23 protein-coding genes are annotated in these 20054 nt (G+C 37.4%); 16 read left to right on the top strand and 7 right to left on the bottom strand.

The genetic code is table 11. The annotated features are described in order from the left end of the window. The first annotated feature begins 64 nt into the window (after positions 1-64). A complete protein-coding gene (locus H6G59_RS18490; protein ID WP_190716973.1) occupies positions 65-820 on the top strand; it encodes a glucose 1-dehydrogenase in 756 nt (251 codons plus the stop codon). 33 nt (positions 821-853) lie between these two features. Next, entirely contained in the window at positions 854-1576 is a 723-nt protein-coding gene (locus H6G59_RS18485; RefSeq protein WP_190716971.1) for an SDR family NAD(P)-dependent oxidoreductase, read from the top strand. 149 nt (positions 1577-1725) lie between these two features. Here H6G59_RS18485 and H6G59_RS18480 read toward each other — a convergent pair whose 3' ends face one another. The 7 genes from H6G59_RS18480 to H6G59_RS18450 all read right to left on the bottom strand — a co-directional run bounded on the left by H6G59_RS18480 (position 1726) and on the right by H6G59_RS18450 (position 7769). Next, positions 1726-2283, bottom strand: a complete 558-nt coding sequence (locus tag H6G59_RS18480) for a DUF4276 family protein (protein WP_190716969.1) — start codon at positions 2281-2283, stop codon at positions 1726-1728. After that, positions 2280-3473, bottom strand: coding sequence for an AAA family ATPase (locus H6G59_RS18475; protein WP_190716968.1), 1194 nt, complete (start codon positions 3471-3473; stop codon positions 2280-2282). Before H6G59_RS18475 ends, H6G59_RS18480 begins: the two co-directional genes overlap by 4 nt. Positions 3474-3527: 54 nt before the next feature. Continuing rightward, on the bottom strand, positions 3528-4112 hold the full coding sequence (locus H6G59_RS18470; RefSeq protein WP_190716967.1) for a Uma2 family endonuclease: 585 nt from the start codon (positions 4110-4112) through the stop codon (positions 3528-3530). A gap of 81 nt (positions 4113-4193) precedes the next feature. After that, positions 4194-4616, bottom strand: a complete 423-nt coding sequence (locus tag H6G59_RS18465) for a DUF29 family protein (protein ID WP_190716965.1) — start codon at positions 4614-4616, stop codon at positions 4194-4196. A gap of 64 nt (positions 4617-4680) precedes the next feature. Then, the gene (locus tag H6G59_RS18460; RefSeq protein ID WP_190716963.1) at positions 4681-5265 is read right to left on the bottom strand and encodes a DUF4276 family protein; all 585 of its coding nucleotides are present in this window, start codon (positions 5263-5265) and stop codon (positions 4681-4683) included. 11 nt (positions 5266-5276) lie between these two features. Beyond that, positions 5277-6503, bottom strand: coding sequence for an AAA family ATPase (locus H6G59_RS18455; RefSeq protein WP_199332073.1), 1227 nt, complete (start codon positions 6501-6503; stop codon positions 5277-5279). A 63-nt stretch (positions 6504-6566) separates the two neighbouring features. Then, a complete protein-coding gene (locus tag H6G59_RS18450) occupies positions 6567-7769 on the bottom strand; it encodes a phosphoglycerate kinase (protein ID WP_190716961.1) in 1203 nt (400 codons plus the stop codon). Positions 7770-7857: 88 nt separating this feature from the next. On the opposite strand from H6G59_RS18450, the gene H6G59_RS18445 reads away from it, so the two are divergent. From H6G59_RS18445 to H6G59_RS18380, 14 genes are all read left to right on the top strand, one after another. Beyond that, complete coding sequence (locus H6G59_RS18445; RefSeq protein ID WP_016949615.1) at positions 7858-8265, top strand: universal stress protein; 408 nt, start codon at positions 7858-7860, stop codon at positions 8263-8265. A 353-nt stretch (positions 8266-8618) separates the two neighbouring features. Continuing rightward, the gene (locus H6G59_RS18440; RefSeq protein WP_190716959.1) at positions 8619-9599 is read left to right on the top strand and encodes a hypothetical protein; all 981 of its coding nucleotides are present in this window, start codon (positions 8619-8621) and stop codon (positions 9597-9599) included. Positions 9600-9619: 20 nt separating this feature from the next. Further along, positions 9620-9883 (top strand): asr0689 family protein, encoded by a 264-nt coding sequence (locus H6G59_RS18435; protein ID WP_190716957.1) that lies wholly within the window; start codon positions 9620-9622, stop codon positions 9881-9883. A gap of 8 nt (positions 9884-9891) precedes the next feature. Continuing rightward, a complete protein-coding gene (locus tag H6G59_RS18430; protein ID WP_190716955.1) occupies positions 9892-10116 on the top strand; it encodes a hypothetical protein in 225 nt (74 codons plus the stop codon). Positions 10117-10210: 94 nt separating this feature from the next. After that, positions 10211-11035, top strand: a complete 825-nt coding sequence (locus H6G59_RS18425; protein ID WP_190716953.1) for a NifU family protein — start codon at positions 10211-10213, stop codon at positions 11033-11035. 138 nt (positions 11036-11173) lie between these two features. Beyond that, the gene (locus H6G59_RS18420; protein ID WP_190716950.1) at positions 11174-12328 is read left to right on the top strand and encodes an NHL repeat-containing protein; all 1155 of its coding nucleotides are present in this window, start codon (positions 11174-11176) and stop codon (positions 12326-12328) included. A 31-nt stretch (positions 12329-12359) separates the two neighbouring features. Then, the gene (gene hypF / locus H6G59_RS18415; protein WP_190716948.1) at positions 12360-14711 is read left to right on the top strand and encodes a carbamoyltransferase HypF; all 2352 of its coding nucleotides are present in this window, start codon (positions 12360-12362) and stop codon (positions 14709-14711) included. 60 nt (positions 14712-14771) lie between these two features. Next, positions 14772-15032 carry a HypC/HybG/HupF family hydrogenase formation chaperone gene (locus H6G59_RS18410; protein WP_190716946.1) on the top strand — a complete coding sequence of 87 codons (261 nt, stop codon included), beginning with the start codon at positions 14772-14774 and terminating at the stop codon, positions 15030-15032. Between the two features lie 56 nt (positions 15033-15088). Next, positions 15089-16240 (top strand): hydrogenase formation protein HypD, encoded by a 1152-nt coding sequence (gene hypD / locus H6G59_RS18405; protein ID WP_190716944.1) that lies wholly within the window; start codon positions 15089-15091, stop codon positions 16238-16240. A 24-nt stretch (positions 16241-16264) separates the two neighbouring features. Next, positions 16265-16519 (top strand): tautomerase family protein, encoded by a 255-nt coding sequence (locus H6G59_RS18400; protein ID WP_190716942.1) that lies wholly within the window; start codon positions 16265-16267, stop codon positions 16517-16519. Positions 16520-16591: 72 nt separating this feature from the next. Beyond that, a complete protein-coding gene (hypE, locus tag H6G59_RS18395; protein ID WP_190716940.1) occupies positions 16592-17686 on the top strand; it encodes a hydrogenase expression/formation protein HypE in 1095 nt (364 codons plus the stop codon). A gap of 54 nt (positions 17687-17740) precedes the next feature. Next, positions 17741-18082 carry a hydrogenase maturation nickel metallochaperone HypA gene (gene hypA / locus H6G59_RS18390; RefSeq protein WP_190716938.1) on the top strand — a complete coding sequence of 114 codons (342 nt, stop codon included), beginning with the start codon at positions 17741-17743 and terminating at the stop codon, positions 18080-18082. Beyond that, positions 18073-18876 (top strand): hydrogenase nickel incorporation protein HypB, encoded by an 804-nt coding sequence (gene hypB / locus H6G59_RS18385; RefSeq protein WP_190716937.1) that lies wholly within the window; start codon positions 18073-18075, stop codon positions 18874-18876. Before hypA ends, hypB begins: the two co-directional genes overlap by 10 nt. Positions 18877-19238: 362 nt before the next feature. Continuing rightward, complete coding sequence (locus tag H6G59_RS18380; protein ID WP_190716935.1) at positions 19239-20030, top strand: DUF928 domain-containing protein; 792 nt, start codon at positions 19239-19241, stop codon at positions 20028-20030. Positions 20031-20054 lie beyond the last annotated feature (24 nt).

Genomic DNA, 20054 nt, shown 5'->3' with positions numbered 1-20054 from the left:
GCCTACTTGTCAAAAAAATTCCATTCAATCAGACTACTGTAGTGCTGGAACTGGAGTAAAGACAATGAACTCATTAGCAAACAAAGTTGCCCTAGTTACGGGTGGAACTTCTGGAATTGGACGCACAAGTGCGATCGCATTTGCTCGTGCAGGGGCTAAGGTTGTAGTGGCTGGTAGACGGGAAGAAGAAGGTAATGAAACTACCCGTCTCATTCGTGAAGCTGGTAGCGACGGTTTATTTGTGAAAGCAGATGTAGCTCAAGAGGCAGATGTAAAAGCACTCATTAACTCCACAGTGAATACCTTTGGTAGCCTTGATATCGCCTTTAATAATGCGGGACTGCTGGGGGAAAATGCCTTGTTAGCAGACCAATCAGCGCAAGCTTATGACCGACTTTTTGGAGTTAACGTTAAGGGTGTTTTTCTCTGTTTGAAATACGAAATTGCCCAGATGTTAGCTCAAGGGAATGGGGGAGCGATTGTTAACACTTCATCTATTAACGGTTTCCGTCCATTATCACCTGGACTTTCCCTGTATGACACCTCAAAAGCTGCTGTGGTGATGCTGACAAAATCAGCTGCATTAGAATATGCAGCCCAAAAAATTCGGATTAATGCGATTGCTCCTGGCCCTATTGAAACTGAGATGCTAAATCAGGCTACAGGCGGCAATTCTAAAGCTTTTGAAAGTTTTGTGCCGGCTGGACGTTTGGGACAACCTGATGACATTGCTAATGCTGTTCTCTGGCTTTGTTCTGATGCTGCTGATTTTATCAATGGTCATACTCTGGCAGTAGATGGTGGGATTTTGGCTGCTTAAATATCTGTTTAGAAAAACAAAAGGAGCTTAATTATGAGCAAATTAGCAGGTAAAGTCGTATTTATCCCCGGCGGTGCAGGTAATGTAGGTGAAGGCATTGTGCGGTCATTTCTCAAAGCTGGTGCGATCGTTGCAGTCCCATCTCGTAAAGCCGAAAAACTAGAGGAACTACGCACATATTTAGGTGACATTGCCACACCCGACAATTTTATTCCCATCGTCGGAGAAATTAGCCAAATTGAAGATGCAGAACGCATTCGTGACCAAATACTCAAGCAGTTTGGTAAACTTGATGCTGTGGTTGCTTCCCTTGGAGGTTGGTGGTTTGGAAACAAGCCGATAACACAGGTATCAATCGCTGAATGGCAACAATACCTGAATAGCAATTTAACCAGTCATTTTATCACTGCTCGTACTTTTCTGCCTCTTTTGAAAGAACAAAAGGGCGCTAGTTACACACTCATAGGAGGAGCAGCAGCGGAAAATCCCGTTCCTAATGTTAGTTTAGTCAGCATTCCAGCGGCTGGACAACTTATGTTAGCTCAGATATTGATAGCTGAAAATAAGAATAGTGGTGTGCGAATTAATGAAGTTATTATCCATAGTTGGGTAGCAACTCGTGTTAGTCAAGAACAGAGTCAACCAAGTTGGATTACAACTGAGGATATTGGTGAGTTTACCGCTTGGCTTGCGTCTGATGCTGCATCTATGGTGAATGGTAGTCTTTTGCGTTTATATGAAAAGCCTGCTGTTTAAATTTGGCTTGGGGTTGTTTTAAATATAGTCGTAGGGATGAAGTTTCATGCTTCATCTTTTACACTTTTAATTATACTTAATCTAAAGCAGTAATAAGTAGGTTCAAGGGGAAATAACGACGAGGAATACTTTATTCTAATTTGAACACTTTAAGATTGAATAATTTTTTTGATTGAATTAATAAAGTAATAAAAACTGCGGGAGCGTGTGTTTTCAAGATTCAAGTAAGGTGCTATGATTCTTGAGCCGTTTATTTTCTGGTATTCAGGCACTAGCGATTTTAGTTCTTTTGATGGACTTTCAAGAATATCAGGATTTCGGAATTTATTTTTATTTTGCAGCAATGAAAGATTGGTTTTATCATAAGCTTTTTCCACCGCCTCTAAATCAGCAATATACCAGCTTTCTAGTTCACGACACGCAATACACACAATAGATTGAAACTTATTTGCTGATTCGCATTTTTGTTTAAGTTTGGTTTTAATTATTTGGCAGTCGCCAGAATCCTGATCACGTAAAATGATGAATGTTGCGTTAGGATTATTATATCCTTGAAGTTTTCGTGTTATCTGTTTTTCCAAGTCTTGTTTACCCTCAAAAACAATATACCTAACATTTATATTTGCTTCTAATATTATATTTGGTAAAATTCCTTGAATCATTGCTCTTGCGGATGGTTCTTCTAATACAAAAACAAGCTCTCTCATAGCGGGTCTGCCCCCTCAAAAAAACCTTGCCGCCAGAGATAGCCAAGTTTATCACCTTCATTCATGTATGTTGTGATTTGTTCATCATCACTCGCTCGCTTGACTACTGTATAACCTCTTTCTTTTTGTAACCAGAATACCTCTTCTAGTTCGCAACCATTTAAAAAATCAGGGGAATGAGTGGAGACAAAAACCTGACCACCTTTGCGTGCATATTCTCTAAATTCTTCTGCAAGTTCATAAAGAAGTTTAGGATAAAGTTGATTTTCTGGTTCTTCCACACATAGCAGTGGATGAGGTTTTGGGTCATACAAAAGCACTAAATAAGCAAACATTTTGATAGTTCCATCAGAAACATACCGCGCTAAAAAAGGATCATGAAAATCGCCATCTTTAAACCGCAGCAATACCCGCCCTTCTTCAGTAATTTTTGAATCAACTTCGCTGATACCAGGAACTCGTTGTTTCAGCTTTTCAATGATTTTCTGGAAAATATCAGGGTGTCTTCTATAGAGAAATTCTGTCACACTTGCTAAGTTTTCACCCTCTTTTGAGAGGTGTTCTGCATAACTCGATTCCCTTTCTTGTCGCGCTTGTTGGATGTAAAAGTCAGAAATATGCCAGTTTTCAAGCAAATCACCAATTGCTTTACTTGCCGGAAATTTTTCAAATTGTGCCAAACCTTTCAATGCAAGGATATCTGGAGATTTTAACTCGTGGTCTTCTCGTTTTAATTCTTTTTCATCTATAACCTGATCAGGCTCATTGATAACAGCCTGTCCCTTGCCTTTGGAAAAATCAATAAATCGCCAAGGCTGACCTTTACTACCTCTTCGGTATTGAAGAATCTCTTTTTCTATTATAGGGCGACCATCTTCTTCGTTGATTGTTAAAGAATAGGTAACTAATGGGGATTTTTCACCTTGAGGAATACGAAATTTCAATTCAATTTCTATCGGTCCGGTTGAATTGCGGCTTCTTACTTCCTGAAATCCTTTACTTCCTCCTAATTTAGTGAGGGCAACATGAACATTATCAGTTAAAGCATCTTTTAAAAAACTAAATACATTAAAAAGGGTTGTTTTACCTGTACCATTTGCACCGACAAAAACGCACATTTTAGGAATTTTTTTAATTTCCACGTCTTTGAAAGCTTTAAAGTTTTTTAGACGCATACTTTCTATTTTCATAACTCACCATTCAACGCTTTTTTTAAGAGGATGGTTTAAAATTGATGGCATTATTTATTCTTTATCCTCAAAATTAACATCTTGATAAATGTCAATTAAACTAATTTCAAAATCAAGATGTTGTAACTTAACAAGATCATTTTCAGATTTATATTCCCGAAAAATCCATTCTTCGTCATTAGTTTTGCTATAGTGCATCACCTGATATTGATTTTGTTCCACTAAAACATATTCTTTAAATTGCGGAATAGAACGATAAAAAGTAAATTTATCACCTTGGTCATAATTTTTTGTAGACTTAGATAATACCTCAACAATTAATAAAGGATTAGTAACGGTAGTATTATTTTTACCTGTATAAAGAACCTTTCCATCAGTTACAATTACGTCAGGATATGTATATTCTTTATATTCTGGTATCCATAAACGCATATCTCCCATAAAAACTTCATGGTTTTTGCGTCTGAGAGCATAGAGTAAAATAGCAGCAATAGCTAGTGTAATTTTGTTATGATTACCAGTCCCACCAGTCATAGGTACAATTTCTCCATCCCGATATTCACTTTTATAAAGTGCTTTTTCTTCTAGTTCTAAATATTCTTCAGGTGTATAAGTATGTTTACGAGTTTGTATTTCCATATTATTCTCCTAGATTTTGTTTATTAATTGTAGATAATAAATAGTAAAAGTATTTTTTCATTGATGGCCATCGCACTTGATTTAATTAAAAATAAAATTTAATGCCTGTTTGAAAATCAATTCTTGATCTACCATATTTTTTAAGGTTAATTCATCATAAATTCCGCCAAAAGCTTCTAAAGAAGCATTATCTAAAGCGCGATTATAAGCTTCTGCTAAAATTTCTTCTATTTCTTTTTTGTCCATGTAATATCCTCCAGCTTTTCGGCGTTTGTTGATCCGATCAATTGCGTCAATAGCATTGCGAATGGAAACATCCCAAGAATGAGTTGTCCTTTTTTCTGCCTGTTGTTTAATTAAATGAACTAAAAGCACTACACAATAGCTATAAATTTTATTGATTTTATCTTCTTTGCTGATTTCCTCTAATTCATCAATTAAAGATAGAGTCGCTTCTAGGTTGCCAGCAAGGACTAATTCTCTGAGTTCTAGTAATTCTTCCATGATTTGTTTTCTCCTTGAAGTTTGCTATTTCTAGGATAGCAAGGTTATAAATTAAGTAGTTTTTTCAGGTTATAATTCTTCTTAATCCATCACGAAAAACTTGGAAACTTCTTGATTGATTGTTTTCTACATCCATGTGGGGCGATACTTTCTGGGCAAAGTCAATTTTTTGCAACCCTGTCTCATAGCCATACTTTTTGAGTATCTTATCTAATTCTTCCCATGTCCCACCTTTGATAGCATCTGGATTACGAAATTTGGCTTGCTGGGATAAAGAAACAGGGATTTTTTCATATTCAGCCCTGATTGCTGCTACATCACCTATAAACCAAGATTCAAGTTCTTCTACAACAATTCGATGAAGAACAATATTTCCTTTTTTTGTAGTTACAACACTACTAGCATCACAGAGCTTCTTTTTTAATTCTTGACAATTTGCTCTATCTTCATCTACTAAAATCACTATTCGCCAGTCATCCGGTATAAAACTAGCATAAGTTTTCATACGTTCAGGTAATCTTTTTAAAAGGCTATTTTTATTGCCAAAATTATGAACTTCAAAAGTATGTATATCACCTATAATTTTGGGGACAATAAACTTTAAAGCAGTTGCAGTTGAAGATTCTTCTACTAAAAACTCGATGTGCATAATTGCTAATACTAATAAGGTAATCCTCTTAGATATCCTTCAGACCAGAGATCACCTAAACCTGCTTCGGACTCTATAAAATGTTTAGCATTAGGGATTTGATCAGCCCTTGTAACAGTTGCATAGCCATTATCATCACGTTGAAAAATCCAAAGTTGTTTGGCATCTTTGATGGTATTTACAAAGAATGGAGAGTGAGTAGAAACAAAAACTTGTGCGCGTTGTGAATATGCCTTTAACTCTTCGCTCAAAGAGTCAAGAAGCTTGTGATGCAGACCATTTTCTGGCTCTTCAATGCAAAGTAGCTGAGGTGGGTTTGGATCATTCAATAATATTAAATATGCTAGTAACTTGAGTGTCCCATCTGAGGAAAACCTTGCTAAAAATGGTTTAGTAAAAGGCGCATCTTTAAATAAAAGAGCCAATCTACCATCAATTGTTGGTTCAGATTCTACTTTCTCTAACTGGGGAACACGACTGGCCAGTAACTTCAAAATTTTGGATAAAGTTTCTTGATGTTCATCAGCAAGGTATTGAACTACATTGGCAATATTATCTCCTTCACGAGAGAGGTGTTCCATTGCACCAGAAGTTGCTAATTGACGAGCTTGATCTGGTATGAAATAAGAGAGAAACCATCCTTCAATAAAACGTCGTAAACTAGCAATACGTGGGTTATCAGACAATTGCCCAATAGTTTTAATCGCTAGAGAACTTGGATCATCCATTTGATAAGGGATTCTACTGTCATTTATTTCTGGATTTTCACCACTAATTACTTCACCTTTTCCATTTTCAAACTTCAAAAAATCAAATGGTTTACCATGAGAACCTCGTTTCCATTTAAGAGCTTCTCTAGAAACTATTGGCGCTCCATTTTGTACAGCAATGGCAACTGTATATGTGATTTTAGGAGAATCTTTAGCCTCACGATACTTTATTACAATTTCAATCTCCTGATTTTCACAATCACGGGAAATGACTTCTTGAAATCTTCCCCGCTTTTCTAAGGCTTTTCTAACATTAGTAGTGAGGCAATCTGAAAGAAAACCTATGACATCAAAAAAAGTAGTCTTGCCACTACCATTAGGACCAAGAAAAACGGAAAAAGGTTTGATATCTTTTAGGGTAATATTCTGCAAAACCCTATAGTTTTTGACGGAAATTTCTTCAATTCTGGCCATTACATCATCACTTAATATAACTCTGGTGCTGCTATAATTATTAACTATAGACAAAGGCAAGGGTACGGCATAGCGCACCCCTACTCAAATTGTCATTAGTTAACGGAATTTAACAGCTTACGCATCATCTAAAGCTGCAATACCAGGTAAAATCTTACCTTCCAACAACTCTAAACTAGCACCACCACCAGTAGAAATGTGGCTCATTTGATCAGCCAAACCTACCTTTTCCACAGCGGCTACAGAGTCACCACCACCGATAATGGTAGTTGTGCCGGTTTTGCCGATTTCTGCTAGAGTATGAGCGATCGCTTCCGTACCCGCAGCAAATTTATCAAACTCAAACACACCCATAGGCCCGTTCCAAATCACAGTCTTACAATCAGCCAAAGCCGCTTGGAAAACCTTCACAGAATCAGGGCCAATATCTAAACCCATACCATCGGCAGGGATATTTTCAATGCTGACAGTAGTAGCATTAGCATCAGGCGCAAACTTATCTGCGGAGACGATATCTGTAGGTAGCAACAAAGCCACACCACGTTCTTTGGCCTTAGCTTCCAAAGACTTCGCTAATTCCAGCTTATCTTCTTCCACCAAAGACTTACCCACACTCAAACCACGGGCTTTGTAGAAGGTGAAAATCATCCCACCACCAATGATCAGTTTGTCGCACTTTTCCAACAAAGTTTCAATTACGCCGATTTTGCTAGAAACCTTGGAACCACCGATAATAGCCGCCAAAGGACGTTGGGGATTTTCGATCGCATTTTGCAGATATTCCAATTCCTTCTCCACCAAATATCCAGCCACAGAAGGACTGAGGAACTTGGTTACACCTTCAGTCGAAGCATGGGCGCGGTGTGCAGTCCCAAAGGCATCATTTACATAAAAATCAGCATTAGCTGCCAACTTTTTTGCAAATTCAGGATCGTTTTTCTCTTCTTCTGGATAAAAGCGGACATTTTCCAGTAACAGCACTTGGCCATTCTGCAACGCGCCAACTTTAGCTGCAACTTCATCACCAATAGAATCATCAGTCTTGACGACTTCTTGCCCCAACAACTCAGAAAGGCGCTTGGCAACAGGCGTTAGACGCAATTTTTCAGTTACACCCTTGGGACGACCAAAATGGCTTGTTAAAATCACCTTAGCGCCCTTTTCGGTCAAATCCTTGATGGTTGGCAGCGCAGCGCGAATGCGAGTATCGTCGGTAATGTTACCTTGATCATCCACAGGAACGTTAAAATCAACCCGCACCAAGGCGCGTTTACCAGAAATATCAGCCGCAGATAAACTTGCTAAACTTTTTTTGGACACAACTAAACCCTCCTGATTGCCTTTTTGTTATTGTTTTGAAAGTATAACTATGAAGATTTTACCGGAGTACGGGGTGTCCCAGTGATTTATGTTTAAGACAGTTCTGTTTCCAATTGATCAAAGTCGGGCTGCGCGGGAAGCTGCGGATGTAGTTGCCAACGTAGTACAGAAGTACAGTAGTCGCTTAGTACTCCTGTCAGTCGTGGAAGAACCAACCTCAGATACCCCTAATCCTGATCCTATGGTGTCTCCAGAGGCGGTTGCTAAACTGCTAGAAAATGCCCAAGCCTTATTTTCTCAGCAAGGAATTACAGCCGAAGTCCTGGAAAGACAAGGTAAACCAGCCTTTACTATCTGTGATGTTGCTGATGAAATCGAGGCCAGTTTAATTATTATGGGCTGTCGGGGTTTAGGCTTAACGGATGAAGGCGCAACTGATAGCGTCACCAGTCGCGTCATTAATCTTTCCCCTTGTCCAGTTTTGATTGTTCCTTAGTGATATATTTGGGCAGGCATCTCGCCTGTCCTATCATGAATTCCTCACAGACTTTTAATTGCTATTGATATTGGTAATTTCCCGCTAGGATTTTCTCAACCAACTGTTTTATAGTGAGAAGAATTGACTTAGGCAATCAAAGGAGTGGTCATAAGATTGCGGGCAAAAATACCTGTTAATTGAAATTTTGGCTGATCGTGTTTTATCTCTCGGTGAGAAGAGATAGAAAAGTTTGAGATTGGGGAATCTGTTGAAAAGACTCGAAACTTGCGTAAATCGGCTTAGTTTATAGCCCCACATTTGTTGTGTGTGGGTGTTGACTTAATTCCCCAACCGGCTAGAGTACGCCAATTATGACCCCTAGTATTACAGATTCAGCAGTCAAGGCAGCGATCGCAGCTATTGCTTCGGAGTCTGCAACAGCAGAGGAAAAAATCCAAATGCTGATAGAAATGGCGCAAGGCTTTCAGAAAAAGCCGAAAACTGCCCAAGACCTACGAAATGCAGTAGGGTTGTTTTATCGTGCCTATGAAATGTGCGGTGACAACTATCTTTTGCTAAAAGCACGGGCTAAGGTGGGAATAGCAGGTACTCTGCAAATGATTCCTGATGCAGATTCTCAACTGTTGCTACAAGCAAAGGAAGGTTATGAAGAAGCCTTACCAATATTACAACAATTGGCGACACCAGAGGAAGTAGCAGAAGCACAGATGAATTTGGGCTTAGTTTTGCAATCCCTTGTTCCCAACAATTTAGCGCGGATAACAGACAGCATTCAAGCTTATCATCAGGCTTTGCGGGTGTTTGGCTGGGAAGATTACCCACAGGAATATGCGATTTTATCTAACAATATAGCGATCGCATATCTTTCTATGCCAATGGCATCAGAACGGGAATATTTACGTCAAGGGTTAGCAGTGCAGTCTTTTGAAGTAGCACTCAAACATATTAACCTCATTGACCATCCGAGGGAATATGCCATGTTGCAAAACAACTTAGGTAACGCTTTGCAATATTTAATCAGTTCCCATCCTGTAGAGAATAACTTACGGGCTATTTCTGCCTACAACGAAGCCTTAAAAGTGCGGAATCCTCAAGATACACCGTTAGAATATGCTAACACAATTTCTAACAAAGCCAACGCCCTATTTAACTTACCCGACAATCCAGAAAAACCAGAATTAGGTAATCAGCAAAATCTATTAACAGCCAAATCCTACTATCAAGAAGCTTGGCAAATATTTACCGAAAATCAACAACTAGAACAAGCGGAAGTAGTAGCCAAAGCACTACAAGATGTAGCAGCAGAAATGCAAGCATTTGTCTTGCATTAAACCCTCAATAGGAGAATTCCATGTTTGATTTTGTCAATAACCCAGCATTTAAAGAATTTCTGTATAGTTTGAATACAGAATTAAATCTCACGACAGCATTTACTTGGTTAATCATTGCTGTGATTTTATCAATGATTGGTGGTGCAATTGGCGGCATGATCCTTGCAGGTAAAGACTTAGGCTATAAATTCGCCGCAACTATTGGTAGTTTGTTCGCACCTGCGGGAATAATTCCTGCCATTATTCTCGGCTTATTAATGATGAATTTCTTATCTAACTACTAGGAGGATATATGTTAGAACTAAGCTGGTTTTCTTTTAAGTTACTTCTCAAAGGTAAACTATTCCGAGATCCTATCTATTTTCTCCGTCAAACCGCTATTGCTAGTAGTGTTGGCACACTAATCTTAGTATTATTAGCACAGGCAGCTATCCCCCTTTGTATTCCCATTACTGTAGCGAGTTTAGTAACTGGTGTAATCATGCCTTTTCTGCTACAAGACTTTAGAATGAAATGAGTTTGCATAAATACCAAATTAAAAGTTATCAATCCCTACAGAATTATCTGTGGGGTTGAGTTTTAATGTTTATAATTAATTAAGCAGATTAATAATGACTCAACTAGAAGAATTGATTACAGATATTAACAGATTTGAAGCGATTATTTCCGAATGGGATGAAAGTCAAAGGTGTGTAGCCGTAGGTTTACAACGGGCTATTGAATCTCTACATAAAGCCGCATTAACTAATTTAATTAAAAGTCTTAAACAAGAAAATATATCAGCTTTAAATCAGGCTGTAAATGATGAAATTGTTTATGCAGTTTTGTTATATCATAACTTAGTTAAACCTCCATTATCAGAACGTATCCAAACAGCATTAGCCGAAGTTCGTCCCAGTTTACAAAATCATCAAGGAGATGTGGAATTAGTAGCCATTAAATTACCAGATACAGTAGAAGTTAAATTAATTGGTAGTTGTAGTAATTGTGCCACTTCTACCTTAACTTTAACCCAAGGAATAGAACAGACTATTAAAAAACATTGTCCAGAAATTACAAGAGTAGTTGCGGTTCAGGGTAATTCTCATCCTCCTGATAATTCTCTCCCTACAGACTCCTATTGGGTGAAAGCAACAACATTAGATAACATAATTGAAAATCGCATCTTAGCCGTTAGAGTTGCCAATAATGATTTAATTATATACAGACTAGGTGATCAGATTAGTTGTTATCTAAATAGTTGTTCTCATTTAGGTTTTCCTTTAGATAAAGGGAAGATCGAAAATGGCATTATTACTTGTGCATCACATCAGTTTCAATATAATTTAAACACAGGTGAATGTTTAACTGTACCTAATGTTTCCCTGCAAAGCTATGAGGTGAGAGTTAAGGGTGAAAATGTATATGTGAAAGTAGAAAATTCACACCGCAGATGATCCGCAGCTTAATTCACTTAATTAAACACTATAGGAATCATAAATTATCTTTGAAAAAGTTCAAGTATTGTAGGCAATGCCCACCAAAACCATCATACTACCTATATTTCAAAAATCAAACATTAGTCTTTTATCAAGATGATTATTGAAAATCTCCAATTATTATCTCAGAAAAGTGCAGAAGTAATATTAGGAAACAACACCACACCCGAACAAATAGCCATACCTATTGCACCCACCCCTTCAACAATGTTCGGTCCCCGTGCAGCTTGTTTATTATCAGAAACAGGAATATTATGGGTAGCAGATACAGGACATCATCGTTTATTAGGTTGGCGAAATTTACCCACAAAAGATCATCAACCTGCTGACTGGGTAATAGGACAACCAGACTTTTATTCTGAAGGACAAAACGCCAAAAGTATACCAGGAAAATCTACATTTAGTGTTCCTACAGGTATTTGTAAATGTGGTACAGGTTTAGCCGTTGCCGATGCTTGGAATCATCGCATTTTAATCTGGTATAATGTTCCAGAATATAGTAATGTTCCCGCAGATTTAGTATTAGGACAAATTAATTTTATTGATAATGAACCAAATCGAGGAAATCGAGAACCTGCGGCAAATACCCTACATTGGCCTTACGGTATTTTCTATCATCAAGGTAAGTTATTTGTAGCCGATACCGGAAATAGACGTTTATTGATTTGGAATCAATTCCCCACAGAAAATGGACAACCTGCGGATATAGTTTTGGGACAACCAAACATGATATCACGCAATGAAAATGGTGGTGGTTCTCCCACTGCTTCCAGTATGCGTTGGTGTCATGATATCACCCTGTGGGAAGATAATTTAGTGGTTACTGATGCAGGTAATAACCGGGTAATGATTTGGAAAGGAATACCAACAGAAAATAATGTCCCTTGTGCTGTGGTTTTAGGGCAAAAAAACTTTAATTCGGTGGAATTGAATCAAGGGGTTTATTTCCCTAGTCGTAGTAGTTTAAGTATGCCTTATGGAGTAGATATCTGGAAAGATTGGTTAATAGTTGCAGATACAGCTAATTCTCGTTTGCTAGGATGGAAGAAACCAGAATCTCTTTTATTATTACAGGGTGCGAATGCTGATGTCGTAATTGGACAAGATAACTTTACCAAGAAAAGCGAAAATCGGAATTTTGGACTACCAACAAGACAAAGTTTAAATTGGTGTTATGGAATTAAAGTTTGTGGTGGAACTGCGGTAATTGCTGATTCTGGAAATAATCGCGTTTTGATTTGGAAGTTTTGATTATTTCGCGCAAAGACGCAAAGGAAGAAAGATGCCTATTGAAGAAATTAGGGTTCGTGGGACTGTGCAAGGTGTCGGTTTTCGTCCTATTGTGTATCGTTTGGCTAAGGTTTGTGGGTTAAAGGGTGATGTTTGTAATGATGGTGAAGGTGTTTTAATTCGTGTTTCTGGTAGTGAGGAAGAAATTACAGTATTTATAAAAAAAATATATCAAGAATGTCCTCCTTTGGCAAAAATTAATGAGGTGAAGAGGAGTCCATATTTTGGGGAATTCGATTTTGATGATTTTGTGATTTCTCGTAGTGTTAATAGTGTGGTGAAAACAGAAATTTCTCCTGACGCTGCAACTTGTCCCCAATGTCAAAAGGATATTTTTGATCCTTTTAGTCGTTATTTTCGTTATCCTTTTACTAATTGTACTCATTGTGGTCCCAGGTTGAGTATTATTCGCGCTATTCCTTATGATAGAAATAACACCAGCATGGTGGATTTTCCCATGTGTAAGGAATGTGAAAAGGAATATAAAAATGTAGAAAATCGCCGTTTTCACGCCCAACCTATCGCTTGTCATGTATGTGGATCTCGTGCATGGTTGGAAAGGGCTGACGGTAAACCTGTCATTTCTGATATGTTCTCAATGTTAGATGATGTGGATGCTGTTTGTACCTTATTACAAAAGGGTGAAATTGTCGCTATTAAGGGTTTGGGTGGGTTTCATTTAGCTTGTGACGCAACTTTAGAAAATGCAGTTATAAAACTGAGAAACCGCAAACAACGTTATCATAAACCTTTTGCTTTAATGGCAAGAGATAGCAATATTATTTCTGAATATTGCTATATTAATGATTTAGAAAAACAATTATTAACAAGTCCTGCTGCACCCATTGTTTTATTAAAAATAAAAACAGATAAAAAATTACCATGTTCTATCGCACCGGGACAAGATACTCTGGGTTTCATGCTTCCTTATACCCCCTTACATCATTTAATTCTGAGAAGAATGAACCACCCGATAGTTTTAACTAGCGGGAATATTTCTGATGAACCACAATGTATAAATAATGAAGATGCAAAAGATAAATTATCAAAAATAGCCGATTATTTTCTTTTACATAATAGAGATATTGTTAATAGGGTAGATGATTCTGTTGTTAGAGTTATCGATAATCAAATACAAACCCTCAGACGTGCTAGGGGATATGCACCTGCACCAATTCCTTTACCACCTGGATTTGAAAAAATACCGCCAATTTTAGCAATGGGTAGCGAGTTAAAAAATACCTTTTGCTTATTACGAGAAAGAGAAGCTATTCTTTCACAACATTTAGGAGATTTAGAAAATGCAACCGCATTTAACGCCTATCAAGAAACATTGAATTTATACTTAAATTTATTTGCACATAAACCAGAAATCATTGTTATTGATAAACATCCAGAATATCTATCATCTAAACTGGGTAAAGAACTAGCAACAGCTAATCAAATTCCACTTGATCAAATCCAACATCATCATGCCCATATAGCAGCTTGTATGGCAGAAAATCAAATTCCCTTAAACTCAAAACCAGTTTTAGGAATAGCATTTGATGGATTAGGTTATGGTGAAGACGGTAAACTATGGGGCGGAGAATTTCTATTAGCAGATTATCATAACTTTCAAAGATTAGCGACATTTAAAACCATGCCCATGATAGGAGGAAAACAAGCAATTTATCAACCGTGGAGAAATACATACTCTCAATTAATTAATGCTTTTACTTGGGAACAAATCAAAGATAAATATAGTGAATTAGAAATAATCAAATTTTTAGAACATAAAAACCCCAAATTACTGAATCAAATTATAAAAAAAGGCATTAACTCACCCTTAACATCATCAGTAGGGAGATTATTTGATGCAGTAGCCGCCGCAATAAATATATGTAGAGAACAATGTAGTTATGAAGGACAAGCAGCTATAGAAATGGAAGCCATAGCAGATGTAACTATCTTAAACAATGATGAAGAAACTCTAAATTATCCATTTAAATTTGAATTATTAGATAATATTTATTATATAGATACATCTTCCGCATGGCGAGAAATACTCAATGATATAAACCAGCACATCTCCTCACCAGAAATAGCTGCAAAATTTCATAAAAGTTTAGCTAGTGCAGTGGTAAAAATGGTTAACCAAATTAGACAAGAACATGAATTTTACCAAGTAGCATTAACAGGGGGAGTATTTCAAAATCGAATTTTATTAAAACAGGTAAAAATGCAATTAGAAAAATTAGAAATAAACGTCCTCACTCATAGCATAGTACCTGCAAACGATGGCGGATTATCACTAGGACAAGCTGTTATAGCTGCTGCTAAATACTTAAAAGAAATAATATAAAAACACTCTGTTGTCTCTGCGCCTCTGCGTGAGATAAATCTTCAAAAAAGGAAAAATAAAATGTGCTTAGGAATACCCGGACAAATAACAGAAATAACCAACCCAGAACACAAACTAGCCATAGTTAATATTGGAGGAGTAAAACGCCAAGTAAACATAGCTTGTATAGTAGACGAACAACACCCACCAGAAAAATGTATAGGAGACTGGGTACTCGTTCACGTTGGTTTTGCAATGAACCGAATTAACGAACAAGAAGCAGCAGAAACATTGCAATTATTGCAAGAAATAGCAGCAGCCCAAACAACAATTAGCAATTAAATATTCTCTTCCTTCTTTCTTCGCGTCCTTCGCGCCTTTGCGTGAGAAATAAAAATATGAAATATGTAGACGAATTTCGTAACCCCGAAAAAGCCCAAGCATTACAAAAAGAAATCGAAAAACTCAGCCAACAAATAGACAGAAACATCAAAATAATGGAAGTATGCGGAGGACATACCCATTCAATTTTCAAATACGGAATCGAAGAAATATTACCCGATAACATCGAACTAATTCACGGACCGGGCTGTCCAGTGTGCGTCATGCCCAAAGGTAGAATAGATGATGCGATCGCACTCTGCCAAAATCCTAACATAATTTTCACCACCTTTGGCGACGCAATGCGCGTACCCGGTTCAAAAACCAGCCTCTTACAAGCCAAAGCCCAGGGTGCAGATATTCGCATGGTTTACTCACCCTTGGATAGCCTCAAAATAGCCAAAGAAAACCCCAATAAAGAAATAGTCTTCTTCGGTTTAGGCTTTGAAACCACCGCCCCCAGCACAGCATTTACAATACTCCAAGCCGCAGCAGAAAACATCACGAACTTTAGTATGTTTTCTAATCATGTATTAGTTATACCCGCCCTCCAAGCATTATTAGAAAATCCCGATTTAAAACTGGATGGTTTTGTAGGGCCTGGTCATGTAAGTATGGTCATAGGTACAGAACCCTACGAATTTATTGCCCAAGAATATCATAAACCAATAGTTATTTCTGGCTTTGAACCATTAGACATATTCCAATCAATTTGGATGTTGCTAAAACAAATAGTCGAAAACCGTTGTCAAGTAGAAAATCAATATAATCGCTTAGTAGAACCAGCCGGAAATCAAAACGCATTAAAAGCCATGAATCAAGTTTTTGCAGTCCGCGAAAAATTTGCATGGCGTGGTTTAGGAGAAATTCCTAATTCCGGTTTTAAAATATGCGAAAAATATGCCCAATTTGATGCTGAAGCTAAATTTACAATTCCTAATTTAAACGTAGCAGATCATAAAGCTTGTCAATGTGGAGAAATTCTTAAAGGAGTCTTAAAACCTTGGCAATGTAAAGTATTTGGAACAGCTTGCACACCAGAAACGCCCATAGGAACTTGTATGGTTTCCTCCGAAGGTGCTTGTGCAGCATATTACAAATATGGGCGACTTTCAAATATGGGTAAAAGAGATAAATCAGGTGTATCTACCGAACCTATATCAGTCTAAATTGCACAATTTGAGGAAAATTACATGGCTTATGTAACCGTCAGAATTAGTAAAAATAACTCCATAGAAAAAAAACGGAAATTAGTCAAAGCTATGACTGATGCTTTAGTCTCTGTTTTAGATACTAAACCTGAGTCAATAATTATTCATTTTGAAGAAATTGAACGAGAAGATTGGGCAGTTGGTGGCGTTTTGCATTATGACAAAAACAGCAATAAACGCGAAGATAGAGATGAAAGAAAAGACAGAGACGAAAGAGATGATAGAAAGAATTGGTAAATAATTTAAAATGACAGGCAATATGCCTGTCATAAAAATAAGAAAAACCTATGCTGATAAAAAAAATTAAAAATGACAATTAACTCAAATCAAAATTACCTATTTCAAAAAATAGAACAAGTTCGTCGTCGTCAGGGAAAAATCCGCGATACGCATATTAATCTCGCACATGGTAGCGGTGGTAAAGCCATGCGTGACTTGATAGATGATGTCTTTGTAAAAACCTTTAATAATCCCATTCTTTCCGAATTAGAAGACCAAGCAACATTTGATTTAGCCAGCCTTTCCCAACATGGAAATAGATTAGCATTTACCACAGATTCCTATGTAGTAGATCCCTTATTTTTCCCTGGTTCAGATATAGGAGAACTAGCAATTAACGGCACAATTAATGATTTAGCCGTCAGTGGTGCAAAACCTTTATATCTTACCTGTAGCATGATTTTAGAAGAAGGTTTACCAGTAGAAACATTGCGCCGTGTAGTTTCCAGTATGCAAAAAGCCGCACAAAAAGCCGGAGTGCAAATAGTCACAGGAGACACCAAAGTTGTTAATCGTGGTTGTGCTGATAAACTATTTATTAACACTACGGGAATTGGCATAATTCCTTTAAATATTGATATTTCTCCCCGCAACATTCAAGCGGGAGACGTAGTAATTATTAATGGTGAAATAGGAAATCATGGAACAGCAATATTAATTGCTAGAGGAGAGTTAGCATTAGAAACAGATATAGAAAGTGACTGTCAACCATTACATGAATTAGTCGCGGAAATCATCAAAGTTTGTCCCCAAATTCACGCTATGCGAGACGCTACCAGAGGAGGTTTAGCCACAGTATTAAATGAATTTGCTCTCACAGCAAACGTAGGAATACGCATCAATGAAAATGCAATTCCTATTCGAGAAGAAGTCAATGGAGTATGTGAAATACTCGGTTTAGAACCCTTGTATCTAGCCAACGAAGGAAAATTAGTCATAGTCGCCCCTCCAGAAAAAGCCGAAATTATTTTATCAACAATGCAAAATCACCCAACAGGAAAACAAGCATCTATCATAGGTGAAATTATTCCCAAACCACCAGGAATAGTCCTCTTAAAAACTGCCTTCGGTGCAGAAAGAATAATTGATATGCTAGTAGGAGATCAACTTCCCAGAATTTGTTAAAACTCCTCTTCTCTGCGCCCTCTGCGTCTCTGCGTGAGATAAAATCATAAACCTATGCACGAACTAGGAATTACCCAAAATATCATCGCTATAGTTAGGGAAAATGCCCAAGGAAAAAAAGTCCAAAGAGTATTATTAGAAATTGGTCAATTATCAGCTATTATGCCCGAAGCAATTAAATTTTGTTTTGATATTTGTGCCAAAGATACAATAGTAGAAGGTGCAGTATTAGAAATATTAGAAATACCAGGAATGGCTAAATGTCGTCAATGTGATACAACTTTTTCTGTAGATCAACCGTTTGGAATTTGTGAATGTGGTAGCGTGCAGTTAGATATAATTACTGGTGAAGAACTGAAGATTAAAGAAATAGAAGTGGAGGATTTATGTGTGTAACTTGCGGTTGTGCTGATGATAATGAAGCGAAAACTACTAATTTAGATCATGCACATCATCATACCCATACTTTAGCAGATGGAACTGTAATTACCCATACTCATCACCATGAAGAAGCGCCCCAAATTCATGCAAAAATTCATAATACAACAATATCTTTAGAACAAGAAATTTTAGGAAAAAATAACTTATTAGCTGCCCAAAATCGCGGCTGGTTTAAAGGTCGAAATATCCTGGCTTTAAATTTAATGAGTTCTCCTGGGGCGGGAAAAACTACTTTATTAACTCGTACGATTAATGATTTAAAAGATAAATTAACTATCAGTGTTATTGAAGGTGATCAAGAAACTACTAATGATGCTGAAAAAATTAAGGCAACAGGCTGTAAAGTTGTGCAAATTAACACAGGTACAGGCTGTCATTTAGACGCATCAATGATAGAAAAGAGTTTACAACAACTCAACCCACCATTAGATTCTGTGGTGATGATTGAAAATGTCGGAAATTTGGTTTGTCCGGCTTTATTTGACTTAGGAGAAGCTGCTAAAGTTGTAATTTTATCGGTGACGGAAGGAGAAGATAAACCAATTAAATATCCCCATATGTTTCGCGCTAGTGAAATCATGATTCTTACGAAAATTGATTTACTTCCCTATGTACAATTTGATGTTCAACGCTGCATTGAATATGCGAAACAAGTAAACCCTAAAATGCAGATTTTCCAAGTTTCTGCTACTACTGGTGAAGGGTTAGAAGATTTGTATAGGTGGTTAAATCAAAAAGTTGCGAATTAATACTCGTAGGTAAGTAATGTAATTTAATTACGAATTACGAATTACGAATTATTTTAATACCTTTCCCAAAGCCTCTTCCGACAAAGGGAGAGGTTTTTAATCTCCGTGTAATATCAATTCACTTACGGCAGAATTCAGGAGTCAGGAGTCAGGAGTCAGGAGTCAGGAGTAAAACTGGCTTGGTGTTTAGGTTTCAATTTTTATTCTGTACCTCATTGATCTGCAATCTGCTGTAAATTAAAGCTACAAATGAATCCCCGCGTCACCGCGTCCCTGCGTCCCCGCGTCTATCATGTTGGCATTGATAAAATTTTAGACTAGTGTTAGATATGTATCATCGAAATTAATCTAAGCTAGTGTATATGAGTAGAAAGTTTTCTTCTGTTCAAGGAAAAACCCGCACTTTGGGAATTTTGACGGGAATCTTCATGATTCCTATCATACCAACTCAGAGTCACGCACAGTTATACCAAGGATTGCGAGTGAGCGTAAAATTCCCGCCAGCGGAAGATTTGGGCGCACCGGCACGAACTTCAGGAGCGGGTTCGCGGGGTACTGTTTGTGGTAATCAGAGCTTAAGTAATGGATTGATGTCAAACAATCTTAATCAGAAGCAAACATATCTGACTGCGTTGACTCCAGAAAATAATGTGTTGACGACAGTGGCTCCCAACCCCACAGTTTATGTACAGGTTCCGAAAGCTATTAATAAGAAAGCTGAATTTCGTGTGATTGATAAAGAAACGGAAACTGTTGTTTATGAAAAAATTTTTCCAATTGTGAATACTCCGGGGATAGTGAAGATAAGTATGCCAAAGACTGTCAACTTAGCAGCGAGTAAAACATATCAATGGCAATTCTTAGTTATCTGCAATCCTATGGATAGAGAAGCAGATAAAGCACTTGAGGGTTGGATTAAACGTACTTCTTTGAGTAAGAAACAAGCGGCTAGAATAAGATGGCTAAAAGCGAACTCTGTAGAACAGGCAAAATTGTATGCAGAATATGGGATTTGGCATGAAACTCTGAAGATTTTGGATCAGTTGCGCGATCGCGATTCCCAAGCACAAGCAGAATGGATAGAACTGTTAAACTCAGTTAAGTTAGAAAAACTTGTCGAAATTTCTTCCTCTTCCCCTAAACCACAATATTAGTCCCTCAACAGTGCTGAGTTCTTG

Source organism: Anabaena lutea FACHB-196 (genome assembly GCF_014698305.1).
Taxonomy (GTDB): domain Bacteria; phylum Cyanobacteriota; class Cyanobacteriia; order Cyanobacteriales; family Nostocaceae; genus Anabaena; species Anabaena lutea.
The sequence above is the reverse complement of the archived record's forward strand: the minus strand, read 5'-3'. Positions and strand labels throughout refer to the sequence as shown.